At 74.0% G+C, this 14,922-nt stretch carries 11 protein-coding genes; 4 read left to right on the top strand and 7 right to left on the bottom strand.

What is annotated here, in order from left to right:
* Positions 1-278: 278 nt before the first annotated feature.
* From ACR807_RS00365 to ACR807_RS00355, 3 genes are all read right to left on the bottom strand, one after another.
* A complete protein-coding gene (locus ACR807_RS00365; RefSeq protein WP_438919111.1) occupies positions 279-929 on the bottom strand; it encodes a DedA family protein in 651 nt (216 codons plus the stop codon).
* A 267-nt stretch (positions 930-1,196) separates the two neighbouring features.
* Positions 1,197-1,388: a DUF397 domain-containing protein gene (locus ACR807_RS00360; protein ID WP_438919110.1), complete on the bottom strand. Its 192-nt coding sequence runs from the start codon at positions 1,386-1,388 to the stop codon at positions 1,197-1,199.
* An 18-nt stretch (positions 1,389-1,406) separates the two neighbouring features.
* Positions 1,407-2,255: a helix-turn-helix domain-containing protein gene (locus tag ACR807_RS00355; protein WP_438919109.1), complete on the bottom strand. Its 849-nt coding sequence runs from the start codon at positions 2,253-2,255 to the stop codon at positions 1,407-1,409.
* A gap of 153 nt (positions 2,256-2,408) precedes the next feature.
* On the opposite strand from ACR807_RS00355, the gene ACR807_RS00350 reads away from it, so the two are divergent.
* Positions 2,409-2,729, top strand: a complete 321-nt coding sequence (locus tag ACR807_RS00350) for a hypothetical protein (RefSeq protein ID WP_438919108.1) — start codon at positions 2,409-2,411, stop codon at positions 2,727-2,729.
* 144 nt (positions 2,730-2,873) lie between these two features.
* Here the strand turns inward: ACR807_RS00350 and ACR807_RS00345 are convergent, their stop codons facing one another.
* Both ACR807_RS00345 and gnd read right to left on the bottom strand, forming a co-directional pair.
* Positions 2,874-5,180 (bottom strand): SulP family inorganic anion transporter, encoded by a 2,307-nt coding sequence (locus tag ACR807_RS00345; RefSeq protein WP_438919107.1) that lies wholly within the window; start codon positions 5,178-5,180, stop codon positions 2,874-2,876.
* Between the two features lie 579 nt (positions 5,181-5,759).
* The gene (gnd, locus tag ACR807_RS00340) at positions 5,760-7,205 is read right to left on the bottom strand and encodes an NADP-dependent phosphogluconate dehydrogenase (protein WP_438919106.1); all 1,446 of its coding nucleotides are present in this window, start codon (positions 7,203-7,205) and stop codon (positions 5,760-5,762) included.
* Between the two features lie 123 nt (positions 7,206-7,328).
* Here gnd and ACR807_RS00335 point away from each other — a divergent pair, with 123 nt between their 5' ends.
* The 3 genes from ACR807_RS00335 (at position 7,329) to ACR807_RS00325 (ending at position 12,083) form a co-directional block, all read left to right on the top strand.
* Positions 7,329-8,357, top strand: coding sequence for a LacI family DNA-binding transcriptional regulator (locus ACR807_RS00335; RefSeq protein WP_438919105.1), 1,029 nt, complete (start codon positions 7,329-7,331; stop codon positions 8,355-8,357).
* A 160-nt stretch (positions 8,358-8,517) separates the two neighbouring features.
* Positions 8,518-10,404 (top strand): ricin-type beta-trefoil lectin domain protein, encoded by a 1,887-nt coding sequence (locus tag ACR807_RS00330; RefSeq protein WP_438919104.1) that lies wholly within the window; start codon positions 8,518-8,520, stop codon positions 10,402-10,404.
* Positions 10,405-10,715: 311 nt separating this feature from the next.
* Positions 10,716-12,083, top strand: coding sequence for a hypothetical protein (locus ACR807_RS00325; RefSeq protein WP_438919103.1), 1,368 nt, complete (start codon positions 10,716-10,718; stop codon positions 12,081-12,083).
* Positions 12,084-12,135: 52 nt separating this feature from the next.
* Here ACR807_RS00325 and ACR807_RS00320 read toward each other — a convergent pair whose 3' ends face one another.
* Both ACR807_RS00320 and ACR807_RS00315 read right to left on the bottom strand, forming a co-directional pair.
* The gene (locus ACR807_RS00320; protein WP_438919102.1) at positions 12,136-13,995 is read right to left on the bottom strand and encodes a sigma-70 family RNA polymerase sigma factor; all 1,860 of its coding nucleotides are present in this window, start codon (positions 13,993-13,995) and stop codon (positions 12,136-12,138) included.
* A 287-nt stretch (positions 13,996-14,282) separates the two neighbouring features.
* Complete coding sequence (locus ACR807_RS00315; protein WP_438919101.1) at positions 14,283-14,885, bottom strand: LysE family translocator; 603 nt, start codon at positions 14,883-14,885, stop codon at positions 14,283-14,285.
* Between the last annotated feature and the right edge of the window lie 37 nt (positions 14,886-14,922).

Below are 14,922 nucleotides of genomic sequence, written 5' to 3'. Positions count from 1 at the left end.
CACACAGGGCGAACCCCGAAGGGCGAGGTTGGACCAGACAGCGGAACACCCGCTGCTCCACGAACGACGAGGGCAGGCCGGCGTGCAAGGGGCATCCAGCCCGCGGCGGCGGAACGCCGGCCCGCCCTCGTCCCCTTCTCCACCTGGAGACGGGTCATCCGGTAGGGGATGGCCCCGATCCTTTGCCCTCCCCCCAGTGGAAGGGGCCGCGGCCGGGAACCGAACCCCCGACCGCGGCCCCTTCGACCATTCCGGGGCGGTTGTCCCGGGGCTCCGGCTCAGGCCACTTCCTCCAACTGGGCGGGCACCGCCGCGGCGCGGGCGGCGGCACGGCGGCGGCGCAGCACCACCACGGCGCCCACCGCGACCGCGACCCCCATGAGCACCCACATCGCCCCGTTGAAGACGGACTCGATGTACTTCGCCGAGGCGCCCGCGGCCGACCCGATGCCGATGTGCAGCGCCGACCAGCCGACCGCGCCCGCGATCGAGGCGGGCAGGAACCGGCGGTACTCCAGCTTCGAGGCGCCCGCCGAGGCGGGCACCAGGGTGCGGACCACCGGCATGAACCGGGCGAAGAACACCGCCCACGCGCCGCGCTTGCGCAGCAGGGCACCCGCGTTGTCCCAGTGCTCCTGGCCGAGCTTGCGCACCACGCGGCTCTCGCGCATCCGGTCGCCGTACCGGCGGCCCAGGAAGTAGCCGATGCTGTCGCCCGCGATGGCGCAGACCGACACCACGAGCCACATCACCAGGAACCGGGGCACGCTGGTGACCGTGGTGGCGGCGAGCAGCAGGGCGCTCTCGCCCGGTGCGATGAACCCGACGCCCAGCGTGCACTCCGCCAGCGTCAACGCCCCCGTGACCGCCAGGACGGCGGGTTGGGGCAGACCGGCCAGCCCTTCCAGGGCGTCGGTCAGCAGAGCCATGTGTCGTCCCCCAGTGATCGCGGTGTGCGCCCGACCCGGTGGAGCGGCCCGCGGCGCCGTTGCGACGCGCAGGGTAGGGCCTCCGGGTGCGGGGCGGGTGGAGTGGACCCGGTCCAGCGGGGTCCTGGACCAGTCCACCGCGATCACGACCGGGCGCGCATCGGACTTAAGTCTGATGCGACCCCTGATCTTCGGGGGGTGGCCGGGGCGGGGGGAGGCAGGGGCGCTCGGCCGTGCGCCCGGCTCCCGCACCGGTCGGCCTAAGGGTCAGCGCGGGTCTAGCGCGCCCGCCTTCGCGGAACCGAGGAACCGCGACCACTGCGCGGAACCGAAGTCCAGCTCGCCGCCGGCCCGGTTCTTCGAGTCCCGCACGCCGGCGCGCGCGGTGTCGAGCGCGATCTCCACGCACTCCGGACCGCCCGCGGACGACCTCGTGCTCTTGCGCCACTCTCGCTGCATGGGTCCCACGCTCCTGGTTCAGGTGTGCTCCCGCGCCACCCGCTCGATCAGCTCGGCCGAACCGGCCGGGTCGAGGGATCGGGCGCAGAGCCGCGCGAACGTGTCGGAATACCCGAGCACGTCGGCCGGCTGCTCCAAATAGACGTCGCTCCTCGTGCTTTCGATGTATACCACGTCCGGGTCGAGCTTCTCCGGGAACGAGAGGATCACGAACCGGCCGTCCATCGCGGGGTGGCCGCCGGTGGCGAAGGGGACCACCTGGAGGGTGACGTTCGCGAGCCCGCCGACCTCGCGGAGCCGGTGCAGCTGCTCGCGCATCACGGCGGGGCCGCCGACCACCCGGCGCAGCGCGGCCTCGTCGACCACGACGTGCAGGCGCAGCGGGTCGTCCTCGCGCAGCAGGGCCTGCCGCGCCTTGCGCAGCTTCACCCGCCGGTCGACCTCGGCCGGGGCGGCGCCCGGCAGCACGTCGCCGATCAGCGCCCTGGTGTAGGTCTCGCACTGGAGCAGGCCGGGCACCATCAGGCCCTGGTAGGCGCGCACCGACTCGGCGTCGGCCTCGAACCCGACGTAGCGGCCGGGCGCGATGTCGCCGAACTCGTCCCACCACGCCTTGCGGCGCGCCTCGCGGGCCAGCTGCACCAGCTCGTCGCTGGTGTCCCGGTCCGCGCCGTAGGCGGCCAGCATGTCGCGGACGTCGCGCGGCGTGACGCCGACGCGGCCGGTCTCGATGCGGCTGATCTTGGAGGCGGAGCACTCCAGGCGCTCGCCGACCTCCTCGATGGTGACACCGGCGGCCTCGCGCAGCCTGCGCAGCTCGCTGACCAGCCTGCGCTTGCGCAAGGTGGGGCTGCTGCCGCGGGGCATCCGCACCTCCTCGTGACGACGACCGCCCACCAGTTTGTGCCGGTCACCCGGTGGAGCAAAGAGACGTCATCCATTCGTGTAGTGCAACTTGCAGTCCGGCGGTGGGCGGGCACAGGCTGCTGGGGCAACCGACCCGGAAGGAGCGCTGAAAAGGTGTCCGCCACCGTCTTCAGCCAGCTCGACAAGTCCTTGCACGAGCACCTGGACACCCTGGTCCGCCTCGCGGCGACCGGCGACGACGAGACGGCGGTGGACCTGGCCCGGGGCGAGCTGCCCCGCGTGGTCACCGCGCTCCGGTCGCTGCTCGCCGAGCACGCGCCCGACGAGCACGGCCGCTGCCCGACGTGCCGCACGCGCCGCTGGAGCCGCCGGCTGCCCGCGCCGTGCCGCGCCTACCTCGGCACGCAGCTGTGCCTGACCGCGGCCGGCGACGAGCCCTCCGGTCGGCGCAGGCACCTGCGCCGCGTCGGCTAGCCCCCCGACGAGCGGGTTCGCCCGCTCCCCCGCCGGACGACGCCGCTCCCCCGAGCACGAGCCCGTCAGCGCCGTCCGGCGCGGGCGCCCGGGGCGGGACCCCCGCACCCCCGACCGGGTCGGTCCCGCCCCGCGGCCCCGCCGTCACACCCGCACCGGCTCCAGGCGGTCGCGCTCCGGGTCGACCAGGTAGACCCGGGCCGCCGAGATGTCGAAGTACGTGCCGACCAGGCGCAGCGACCCCGCCGCCACGGCCTCCCGCACGCTCGGGTAGGTCATCAGGTTGTCCAGCTGCTGGGCGACGTTGGCCACCGCCAGCCGCTCCACCGGCGGCAGGTCCGACTCGCCCGCGTGGAACCGGATCAGGCTGGGCTCGGCCGCCCGCAGCCACGCGTGCAACCGCGTGCCGGGCTTCGCCGAGCCGTGCACGACCGCCTTCATCGCGCCGCAGTCGGAGTGGCCGCACACCGCGATCGTGTCGACCGCGAGCACCTCCACCGCGTACTCGATCGCCGCGCCCACCGAGTCGTCGGCGGTCGGCGGCACCAGGTTGCCGATGTTGCGCACGCAGAACAGGTCGCCCGGCCCGCTGGTCGTGATCAGGTTCGGCACCACGCGGGAGTCGGCGCAGGTGATGAACAACTGGCGCGGGCGCTGGCCCCGTTCGGCGAGCTCGGCCAGGAAGGGGCGCACGAGCGGCGCGGTGGTGCGCTCGAACTCGTGCATGCCGCGGATCATCGGGTCGGTGCCCACCAGGCCGGTGCCCACCAGGTCGGTGACGGCCGGGTCGGTGACGGCCGGGTCGGCGCTCGTCCGGTCGGCTCTCGTCCGGTCGGCGCCCACCGGGTCGGCGTCGCCGCGCTGCCGGGGCACGGTGACCGCCCGCGCGCGCTGCCAGTGCGCCCACGGCGCGAACCAGCGCGGCAGCGGCGACAGCGGGGTCTTGCGCCGGGCCGGGATGCCCCTGGTGGCCTTGCTGAACCAGGTGTCGTGCACCTCGTCCACCTCGACGGTGCCGCCCAGCCGCTCGTAGCCGGTGCGCCAGTCGTCGATCGCCTCGTAGGCGCCGTGGTCGAGGAAGTCGATGTGCAGCTCCAGCACGACGTGCCGCCCGAGCGGGATGCCGCGCAGCGCGCGCACGAGCCGGCCAACGCCGAGGAACACCAGCGAGCCGCGGATGACCACGCGCCACCCGTCGTGCTCGGGCTCGACCCGCACGGAGCTGCGCGTGAGGCGGTGCAGCGACCGCAGCGCCGCCGCCGCGACGCCCAGCAGCACGCCCTGCACCAGGCCGAGCGCGACCACGCCGAGCGCGGTGACCGCGTAGGCGGTGAACTCGCCGTGCCGCCGCAGGGCGCGCATCCGCCGCACGCTGACCAGCCGCACGCCCACGACGAGCAGCACGCCCGCCAGCGCGGCCAGCGGGATCAGCTCCAGCACCGAGCCCAGCGCGAGGGTGAACACCGCGATCCACACGCCGTGCAGCACGGTCGAGGCGCGGGTGCGGGCGCCGGCGGCGACGTTCGTGGAGCCGCGGGCGATGCCACCGCTGACCGGCAGGCCGCCGAGGGCGCCGGAGACGGTGTTGGCGACGCCCTGGGCGACCAGTTCGCGGTCGAGGTCGGCGCGCGGTCCGGCGTGGAGCTTGTCCACCGCGACCGCGGACAGCAGGGACTCGACGGCCGTCACCAGGGCCACGGCGACCACGGCGAACGCGATGCCCGCGACCGCGCCGGACGGCATCCGGGGCAGCACGAGCTGCTCCAGGGCGTTCTCCGGCAGGTCGACCCTGGCCACGGGCAGCCCGCTGCCCACCGCGGTCGCGGCGAGCACGGCGACGAGCGGGGCGGGCACGTACGAGGAGCGCGGCACCCTGGGCCACAGGACGAGCACGACCACCGCGACGCCGCCGACGAGCAGCGCGTGGCCGTCCACCGGGCCGACCAGCCGGGCGAGGTTGTCGAGCACCGCGGGACCCGCCTGGCCGCCGAGCACGACGACGAGCTGGCCGACCGCGATGGTCGCGCCGATGCCCGCGAGCAGGCCGTGCACCACGGCGGGCGAGAGGGACAGCGCGACGCGGCCGACGCGGGTGAGGCCGAGGGCGACCTGCACCAGGCCCGCGCCGGCGGTGATCATCGCGGTGGCGGCCCAGCCGTACTCGGCGATGAGGCCCGAGGTGATCAGCACCATGCCCGCCGCCGGGCCGCTGACCTGCAACGGGGCCCCGCCGAGCGCGCCCGCCACGACGCCGCCGACGACGGCCGAGACCAGGCCCGCGATGAGCGGCGCGCCGGTCGCGGCGGCGAAGCCCAGCGACAGCGGCACGGCGATCAGGAACACCACGACCGAGGCAGGCAGGTCGTACCGCAGCACGGTGGCCAGGCCGCCCGGTGGGCCCGCCGTCGTGTGCTCGCCGGCGTGGGACTTGGTGGGGCGTGGTCGGTCCATCGGAGTCCGTCCTGTGTGGAGTGTCTGTTGTGTCCGGTCCGCGCCGGGTGCGCGGGTCCGCCGCCCCGGTCGGGGCGGTGCGTCGGTGGGTGGGTGCCTACCGCCGCGCTAAGGGCAGCGGAAGGCGCGGCCGTGGGGCGTCGAGTCGGGACTCGGCCCGGGCGCGGTGGTGGGTGGTCGCCACGGTGGCACCTCCGTGTCGGCACAGGGGACGTGTCGGCACAGCCCGCGTCGTACAGGTCGCGTTGAGACCATCATGACGACGGAGTGGCTGATCTGACAGCGGTTCCACCCGGTCGTGTTGATCACCGGGGAGGCCGTCACTGCTGGTGACGGCCTTCGGCGGACGACGGCGGCGCGGGAGGGGAGGGGGTCACCCGCGGGGCGGGGCAGAGCGGCGGGGGGCGGGGCGGAGGGCTCGGGCACACCCCCCCACCGACAGCACAACGCCCGCCACTGCCGGCGGGTGGCCGGCCGTGACGGGCGTGGCGGGGGCGGTCCCGCGCCCGGTCGCGCCCCGGGCGCGGGTGTCGGGCGTCAGGTGTCGGGCGTCAGGCGTCAGGCGTCGGGCGTCAGGCGTCAGGCGTCCACTTGGGACCTGTCACCCGACCAGAGGGTGTGGAAGCTGCCCTCTCGGTCGGTGCGGCGGTAGGTGTGCGCGCCGAAGAAGTCCCGCAGGCCCTGGACGAGCGACGCGGGCAGGCGCTCGGAGCGCAGGCCGTCGTAGTAGGCGAGCGCGGACACGAAGCCGGGCGCGGGCACGCCCGCCTCGACCGCGCCGACCACGACCCGCCGCCACGCCTCCTCGGCCGACTTCACCGCGTCGCGGAAGTAGTCGTCGACGAGCAGCGAGGGCAGCTCGGGCGCCTTGTCGTACGCCTCGCGGATGCGGTCGAGGAAGCGGGCCCGGATGATGCAGCCGCCGCGCCAGATGGTGGCCATCGCGCCCAGGTCGAGGTCCCAGCCGTACTCGGCGCTCGCGGCCCGCATCTGGTCGAAGCCCTGCGCGTACGCGACGACCTTGGACGCGTACAGCGCCTGCCGGACGTCCTCGACGAGCTGCCCGGCGAGCTTGTCGGAGGCGAACACCGCGGACGAGCCGAACGCCTCGCGCACCGCCGCGCGCTGGTCCACCCGACCGGACAGGGACCGGGCGAACACCGCCTCGGCGATGCCGGTGACCGGGACGCCCAGCTCCAGGGCCTCCTGCACGGTCCAGCGGCCGGTGCCCTTCTGCTCGGCCGCGTCGGCGATCACGTCCACCAGCGGCACGCCGGTGTCGGCGTCGAAGTGGCCGAGCACCTCGGCGGTGATCTCGACCAGGTAGGACTCCAGGTCGCCGGTGTTCCAGCCGCGGAAGACCTCGGCGATCTCGGTGGGCGTCATCCCGCCGACCCGCTTGAGCAGGTCGTACGCCTCGGCGATGAGCTGCATGTCGGCGTACTCGATGCCGTTGTGCACCATCTTGACGAAGTGCCCGGCGCCGTCGGGTCCGACGTGGACGCAGCATGGCACGCCGTCCACCTCGGCGGCGATGGACTCCAGCACCGGTCCGAGGTGCCGGTAGGACTCCTCCGAGCCGCCGGGCATGATCGACGGGCCGTTGAGCGCGCCCTCCTCGCCGCCGGAGATGCCGGCGCCGACGAAGTGCAGGCCCGCCTCCTTCAACGCGGCCTCGCGGCGGCGGGTGTCGGCGTAGTGGGCGTTGCCGCCGTCGATCACCGTGTCGCCGGGCTCCAGCAGCGGGACCAGCTCGTCGATGACGGCGTCGGTGGGCGCGCCCGCCTTCACCATGATGATGATCTGCCTGGGCGCCTGGAGGCTCGCGACGAGCTCCTCCAGGGTCTCGGCGGGCACGAACTCGCCCTCGTGGCCGTGCTCGGAGATCAGCGCTTTGGTGCGGGCGGAGCTGCGGTTGTGCACGGCGACGCGGAAGCCGTGCCGGGCGAGGTTGCGCGCCAGGTTGCTGCCCATGACGGCGAGCCCGGTGACGGCGATCCGCGCGGGTGCCTCGGAGGTGGTCATGGCACAAGCCTGCCGAAATCCGCGCCCGCGCGCACCTGTGCGGACCCCTGAACACGAAGCGCGCCACCGGATGCGCCCGAAGCTGTAACATCGTGAAACAAATCGTGGAACAAGGGGGGCGGCATGACCAGGGCTACCGTGCGGGACGTGGCGAGGGCGACGGGGTTGTCGATCGCCACCGTCTCCCGGGTCCTCAACGGCCAGGCCAACGTCGCCCAGCACACCCGCGAGCTGGTGCTGCGGACCGTCGACCAGCTCGGGGCGCAGGCGCCGAGGCCGCGGGGCGCGAAGCCGGCCGGGTCGATCTACGTGCGCTGCCCGTACCTGCTGACCGACTACTTCGGCCTGATCGTGTCGAGCGTGGCCGAGACGCTGGCCCTGCACGGCAGGCAGGTGCTGCTGGACGCGGGCACGTCGGCGCAACGCGTCGGCGCCCTGCCCGGCCTGCCGAGCCGCTCGGACGTCGGCGGCGCGGTGCTGATCCTGCCGCCGGAGCCCGCCGACGAGCTGGTGCGGCTGCGCGACCGGCGGTTCCCGTTCGTGGTGGTCGACCCGCGCACCGAGCTGCCGCGCGACGTGGCCTCGGTGTCGGCGGCGCACTTCGCGGGCGCGCGGCGGCTGATGGCGCACCTCGTGGAGCTGGGGCACCGGCGCATCGGCATCATCGGCGGCCCCTCCGACTGGCTGGCCGGCGACGGGCGGCTGGCCGGGTACGCGGCGGCGCTGTCGGACGTCGGCGTGCTGCCGTCGGCGGAGCTGCTGCGGCACGTCGACGAGCCGACCGCCGAGCACGGCTACCGGGTGGCGCGCGAGCTGCTCGACCTGCCCGAGCGGCCGACCGCGCTGGTCGCGTTCAACGACAAGATGGCCGTCGGGGCCCTGCGCGCGGCCCGCGAGCTGGGGTTGTCGGTGCCGGGTGACGTGTCCGTGGCCGGGTTCGACGACCTGGACCTGAGCCGCGCCACCCGGCCGGAGCTGACCACCGTGCGGCAGCCGTTGCAGGAGATGGGCCGGATGGCCGTGACGCTGCTGATGCGGCTGCTCGACCGGCACGAGCTGGAGGCGCTGCACGTCGAGCTGGCCACCGAGCTGGTGGTCCGGGAGTCCACCGGGCCGGCCCGCCCCGCCCGGGACCGGCCGGCCCGGAACTGACCGCTCCCCCGCTTTTCACGGTCTTTACCGGGCTGGGGGCGCGACCTTGACACCCGTTGCGGGTCATTGTTTCCTTTCATCTGCGAGCTAGTTCCAGGTTTGTTCCATTTGTTACAGGCCGCCGATGACCCTGTCCACAACGTCGTGAAAGGAGTCCGGGGTGCCCTTTTCCCACCGTCGGGCTTTCATCAGCGCCGGCGTCGCGGCGGTAGCCGTCGCCGCCACCGCCACGGCCCTGCCCTCCCCCGCCGCGATCGCCGCGGGCGAGTCGGTCGCCGTCCACCTGACCACCACCTCCGACAGCGGTGGCCGCACGGTCACCCGCGGGCTCCAGCCGCAGGCCCCCGTCGCGTTCAGCACCAGCGCGGGCGGCGCCGCGCACACCGTCACCGTCAACGAGGGCACGACCTACCAGCAGTTCGAGGGCGGCGGCGCGTCGATCACCGACACCACCGCCTACCTGCTGCGCGGCGGCCCCGTCTCCGCGGCGACGCGCGACGCGGTGATGCGCAAGCTGTTCCACCCCGTCGACGGCATCGGCCTGTCGTTCGTGCGCAACCCGATCGGGGCGTCCGACCTGTCGCGGCCGGGCAACGTCTCGCTCGACGACACGTGCTGCGACCTCAACGACTTCGGGGCCAACGGCTACGACACGAACGTGCGGCTGCTGACCCAGCAGGCCAAACAGCTCAACCCGCAGCTGCGGGTCAAGGGCGTGCCGTGGAGCGCGCCGGGCTGGATGAAGGACAACGGCCGCATGGACCAGATGGGCTGGCTCAAGTGGGAGCACTACCCCACCTACGCGCAGTACCTGGTCAAGTACGTGCAGAGCTACCAGAACGCGGGCATCCCGGTCGACTACGTCTCGGTGCAGAACGAGCCGAACTGCTGCAAGGCGGGCAACCCGACCGAGATGGACTACCCGGGCATGAGCTGGAACCCGGCCGGCCTGGTCGAGTTCACCAAGAACTTCGTCTACCCGGCGTTCCGCGCGGCGGGCATCACCACCAAGGTGCTGGTGCACGACTGGAACTACGGCGACTACGCCAACTTCGGCGCGGGCATCCTGAACGACGCGGGCGTGCGCAACGACCCGCTGTTCGGCGGCATCGCCTGGCACGGCTACTTCGGCGAGCCGACCGTGGGCACGCAGGTGCACGACCAGTACCCGAACGTGAAGCAGTTCAGCACCGAGCACTCCGGCGGCACGTGGATCTCGAACCAGCACAACGAGGACATGGCCGACATCGTCAACTACGCCCGCAACTGGAGCGGCAGCCTGGTCAAGTGGAGCCTCGGGCTCAACCAGAACATGGGCCCGCACAACGGCGGCTGCGGCACGTGCACCGGCCTGATCACCGTGCAGGAGGGCGGCTCGCGCGCCGGGCAGGTCGACTACACGATCGAGTACTACACGACCGGTCACCTGACGAAGTTCGTGAAGCCGGGCGCGCACCGGATCGACTCGACCGCCAACGGCACCGTGCAGAACGTGGCCTACAAGAACCCGGACGGCTCGAAGGCCCTGATCGCGCACAACGGCGGCACGTCGTCCCAGTCGGTGCGGGTGAACTGGGGCAACCAGGCGTTCACCTACACCCTGCCGGCGCGCACCACGGCCACGTTCACCTGGTCGGGCACGCCGGGCGGCGGCAACCCGCCGGTGGGCGGCGGCGCCATCACCGGCCTGGGCGGCAAGTGCGTCGACGTGGCGGGCGGCTCCTCGGCCGACGGCACGGCGGTGCAGCTCCACACCTGCAACGGGTCGGCGGCGCAGCAGTGGACCCGGCCGGGCGACGGCACGGTCCGCGCGCTGGGCAAGTGCCTCGACGTGAAGGACCGGTCGACGGCGGACGGCGCGCAGCTCCAGCTGTGGACGTGCGGCGGGACCCCGAACCAGCAGTGGACCCACACGGCCGGGCGCGACCTGGTGAACCCGGCGGCGGACAAGTGCCTCGACGTCACCGGCAACACCAGCGCGGACGGCACCAGGCTCCAGCTGTGGACCTGCACGGGCGCGGCGAACCAGAAGTGGACCGTCGCCTGAGCCGATGACGGCGGGGACCCGTCCCGATGACGGGGTCCCCGTTCCCCGGGTCCCCCGGGGAGAGCGGGCCCGCCCCGGTGACGGCGGCTGCCGGGCGGGCCCGCTGCGGTGCACGCCCTGCGGTGCACGCCCTGCGGTGCACGCCCTGCGGTGCACGCCCTGCGGTACACCCGCTGCGGTACACCCGCTGCGGTGCGGCCATCGCGGTGCGGCCATCGCGGTGCGGCCATCGCGGTGCGGCCATTGCGGTGTGCCGAACCGCGTCCCGGTCGCGGGGCGCGGTCCGGCGCCGGGCGGCCCACGATCGAGCGATGAGACGACCTCGCGCGACCGCGCTCGTGCCCGCCCTCGTGGCGGCGCTCGTGGCGGCCACCCTCCTGGTCCCCGGCCAGGCGTCGGCGGCGTGGGCGCTGACCGCCGCGCAGCGCCGGGCCTACCTGACCCACTACGCGCCGGTGATCCTCAAGCGCGGCGACGAGAACGACGGCAAGGCCGGCCGCGACTGGATCACCAACTTCGACTTCGACCGCGACGGGAACCACGCCACGAACCGGGCGAACTGGCGCGACGTTCCCTCGTACGTGGCGGGCGGTCACCCGGACTGGCGAATCCGGCCCACCCTCTACACCGCGCTGCTGGAGTTCACCGAGAACGGCTCCAAGTCCCTGGTCCTGCTCTACCACGTCTACCACGCGGCCGACAAGGACGCGAAGGAGATCCACGACTGGGAGCGGGTGGAGGTCGTCGTGCGCGGCGTCACCGGCACGCCGGGCGGGGCGGGCGAGTCGTTCGCCAACGCCACCGTCACCCACCACAAGGACCACGTGATGCGCCGGGCGTCCGACCCGGACGTGCGCTTCCTCGGCTCGCACCTGCTGCTGTGGCAGGCCGACGAGAGCGACTTCGACCTGCCGGACATCGGGCCGCACGGGCACGAGCTGCGCTACGCCACCGACCCGTGGGCGACGATCGCGGACCGCATGGCGTCCGGGGCGAAGGCCGAGGTGCACATCTCCGGCGCCGACGACGCGCGCAACGTGCACTACGCGTTCGTGCCCGGTGGCGCGGCGGACGCGGTGGCGGCGTTCGGCGCGGTCCCGCTGACCCCGTCCGCCGCGAGCCGGGTCGACAACGGCACGAAGGTGACGTGGCCGCAGGTCAAGCGGCTGACCTACGAGTTGCAGGACCTGGCCGACATCGTGCCGACGCACTGGTCGGGCGGGGACTGGCAGCGGCACTGGCTGGCCGACGAGTCCGTGGACGTGCTGCTGGAGGAGCCGGCGCTCGGCGTCCCCGCGGGCCGGCAGCGGTTCCTGACCCGGTCGCGCGACGACGCCGCGCCCGACCTGAGCGACGGCCGCGAGGGCTACCCGTCGAAGGCGTGGTTCTTCGGCGCGTACTCCGCCGAGCTGGGCGAGGACACGCCGTCCGGCTCCGACGACTTCGGCGGGTTCGCGGGCACCGGCGTGGACAGCGCCGGCCGCACGCGCGGCGCGGTGAGCGGCGACCCCGCCTCGCACGGCGCGTACTGGCGGCAGCACGAGTACTTCGTGCACGACGGCGGTCTCGACGACGCGCGGAGCCGTGAACGCGGCACGTGGCTGCCGCCGGGCTGGCACCTGGCCGCCAACGGCGGCTTCGACGGCCGCTGGGAGCGGTTGTTCGACGACCTCCCGTGAGGGGGCGGAGCTGCCCGCCGCCGCTGCACGACCAGCGGCGGCGGGCGCTCACCTAACCGGTGGCGCGGTATGCCTCGCCGGCCCGGTTGGGCGTGCCGCCGGGCAGGTACAGCCCCGTGCCCGGCTTGTCCGCGGGCAGCGCGAACCACGCGTACCGCTCCAGGTAGGACAACCCCTCCAGCATCCGCGACGACCCGCCGGCGAAGTCGGCCAGCTGCCGCTCGTCCGGGTAGCGCACGCCGCCGCCGGAGAAGTCCATCAGCGAGTACTCGGTCAGCCAGACCGGCAGGCCGTACCGGGCGCTCACCGCGTCCAGGTAGTTCTTCAGGTGCCCGACGGCGGCCGGGCCGAAGTCCGAGCCGTACCAGTGCAGCGCGATGAAGTCGACGCGCAGGCCCCGCGCCCTCGCCCCCGCCATGAACCGGTCGAGCCAGCCGCCCGGCTTGTCGCCGCTGTGGGCCACGGCCGGGCTGCCCAGGCGCATCCCCGTCGCCTGGAGCTGCGGCCACAGGTCCAGCGCCTGCTCCACGGTCATGTTCGACTGCTCGCCGAGGTCGGGCTCGTTGAACCCGAGCAGGGTGGTGCCCTGCCGCTTCACCGCCTCCAGGTTCGCCGGGGTCACCGCCTTCGCGCCCCAGATCATCGGCACGTACTCGACGCCCGGCGGGACCCGCACGTCCTCCGGGTTCGTCGCCCAGTTGTAGACCCAGCCCGCGCCGACGTCGGACAGCGCCGTCGAGACGCCGTCGAAGTTCCAGGTGCTGACGCCCTTCTTGACCGACCTGGTGGCGGGCGGCCGGGGCGGCGGCGGTGCGGCGACCACCTCGGGCGCGGTCGTCGTGGTGGTCGTCGTCGTGGTGGTGGTCGTGGTCGTCGTGGTGGGCGCGGCCGTGACGGGCACGGTCGTGGTGGTCGTGGCGGCGACCGGCGCGGCCACCGGCAGGGGCCGCGGCGGCGGGTCGTTCGGCAGCAGCACCACCCCGCCGGCGACCGCGACCACGGCCGCCGCGGCGACCAGCGGCTTGGCGGCGGCGTGCGCCCAGAACCCCTTCTTCACCGCGAGCGCGCCCTTCGACGCGGGGTGCGCGACCGACGCGGGGTGCGCGACGACCGTCGGGTCCGCCGGGAGGGCGGCGACCCCCGTCTGCCCGAGCAGGTCGAGGCCGGGCGGCAGCGGCACGAGCGGGATGCGGGCGACCAGGCCGTCCACGTTCGCCAGGTCGTCGAAGCCGCGCGCGCACCGGGTGCACTCGCGGGCGTGCCGCACGATCCGCTTGCGCCACAGCGCGCTGGGCGCGCCGTCCCAGTCGGAGGTGACGGCGGCCAGGTCGCCGCAGCGCGGCATGGCCAGCACCCGCACCACCACGCGGGCGGCGTCGAGCTGCGCCTTCATCCGCTGCACGCGCACGGCGGCGTGCTGCGGCGTGAGGCCCAGCGCCTCGGCCAGCTCGGCGCGGGTGATCCGGCCGACCGACTCCAGCCACCACAGCGACAGCAGCTCGCGCTCGTCGTCCCCGATCCAGCGGGTGGCGGCCACGACCTCGCGCCGCTGCCCGCGCAGCTGGAGGCGCGTGATGGCGAAGTCGGCGAAGTCGGCGCCGGGGTCGGCGCGGTCGAGCACCTCGTGGTCCACCGGCAGGGGCGTGTTCCGCCGGTGCCGGTCGCGGACCTGGTTCATCGCGATGACGAGCAGCCAGGACCGGAACGACCCGGGGTCCTGGAGCTTCGACAGGCCGTCCACCGCGCGCAGCATGGTCTCCTGCACCACGTCGTCGGTGTCCGGGTGCCCGCCGAGGGCGTGCCCGACGACGTTGTAGACCAGCGGCAGGTAGGCCGCCACCAGCGCGTCCAACGCGCCGGGCTCACCGCGCTGCGCGGCCGTCACCGCGTCGGCGTCCCCTGGTGTGCGCATACCGATCCTCTCGCCCGAGCCGGACTTACCCCCAGGAGACGGCTGGTGCGCGACACCATAACGACTTTCCCCGCCCCCCGAGAGTCCAACGCCCAGGTCCCGAGAGTCCAACGCTCAAGACCCGAGAGTCCAACGCCAGGGCCTCGAGAGTCCAACGCTCAGGACCCCTGAGTTCTGCGTTCGGGACTCACACCGTTCGGCGTGGGTGAAGAACTCACCGGGCCTGAGCGTTGGACTCTCGGGACCTGGAGGTTGGACTCTCGAGGTCTGGGGGTTGGACTCTCGGGTCAGGCGACCAGGACGGAGGCGGCCATGCCGAGGAGGGCCGTGCCGCACAGGCGGTCGAAGGCGGGGCGGACGCGGGGGTGGGCCAGCCAGGTCGACAGGCGGCCCGCCAGGGGCACGACGACCGCCCAGAAGCAGGCGAAGACGGCCACCGCGACCGCCGACAGCAGCGCCGCCTGGGGCAGCGGCGGGGCGGTCGGGTCCATCGCCTGCGGGACGAGGCTGAGGAAGGTCAGCATCACCTTGGGGTTGAGCAGGTCGCACAGCAGGCCGCGCAGGAACAACGACCGGTCGGACGTCGCCGCACGGCGGATCGGGCCGCCGCGCCGGGCCGCGCGCAGCGTCGTGAACCCGAGGTACACGAGGTAGGCCGCGCCCACCGCCTTCACCGCGAGCAGCGCCGCCGGGGCCGCCGCCACCAGCGCGGACAGGCCCGCGGTCGCGAGCGCGGCGTGCGCGAGCAGCCCGGTCACCACGCCCAGCGCCGTCACCGCGCCGTGCCGCACGCCGCGCACCGCGGCACCGGTCACCAGCACGAAGTCCGGACCGGGCACGACGGTGACCACGACGAGCGCGAGCAGGAAGGACGTCCAGGCGATGTGCACGACGCGATCGTGTGACGCGCGTTCGGTTCGTTCCACC

Origin of the sequence: Saccharothrix sabaoui, assembly GCF_051756985.1 — a bacterium.
Classification (GTDB): domain Bacteria; phylum Actinomycetota; class Actinomycetes; order Mycobacteriales; family Pseudonocardiaceae; genus Actinosynnema.
Note: the sequence above shows the minus strand (reverse complement) of the source record. Positions and strands in the feature narration are given on the sequence as shown.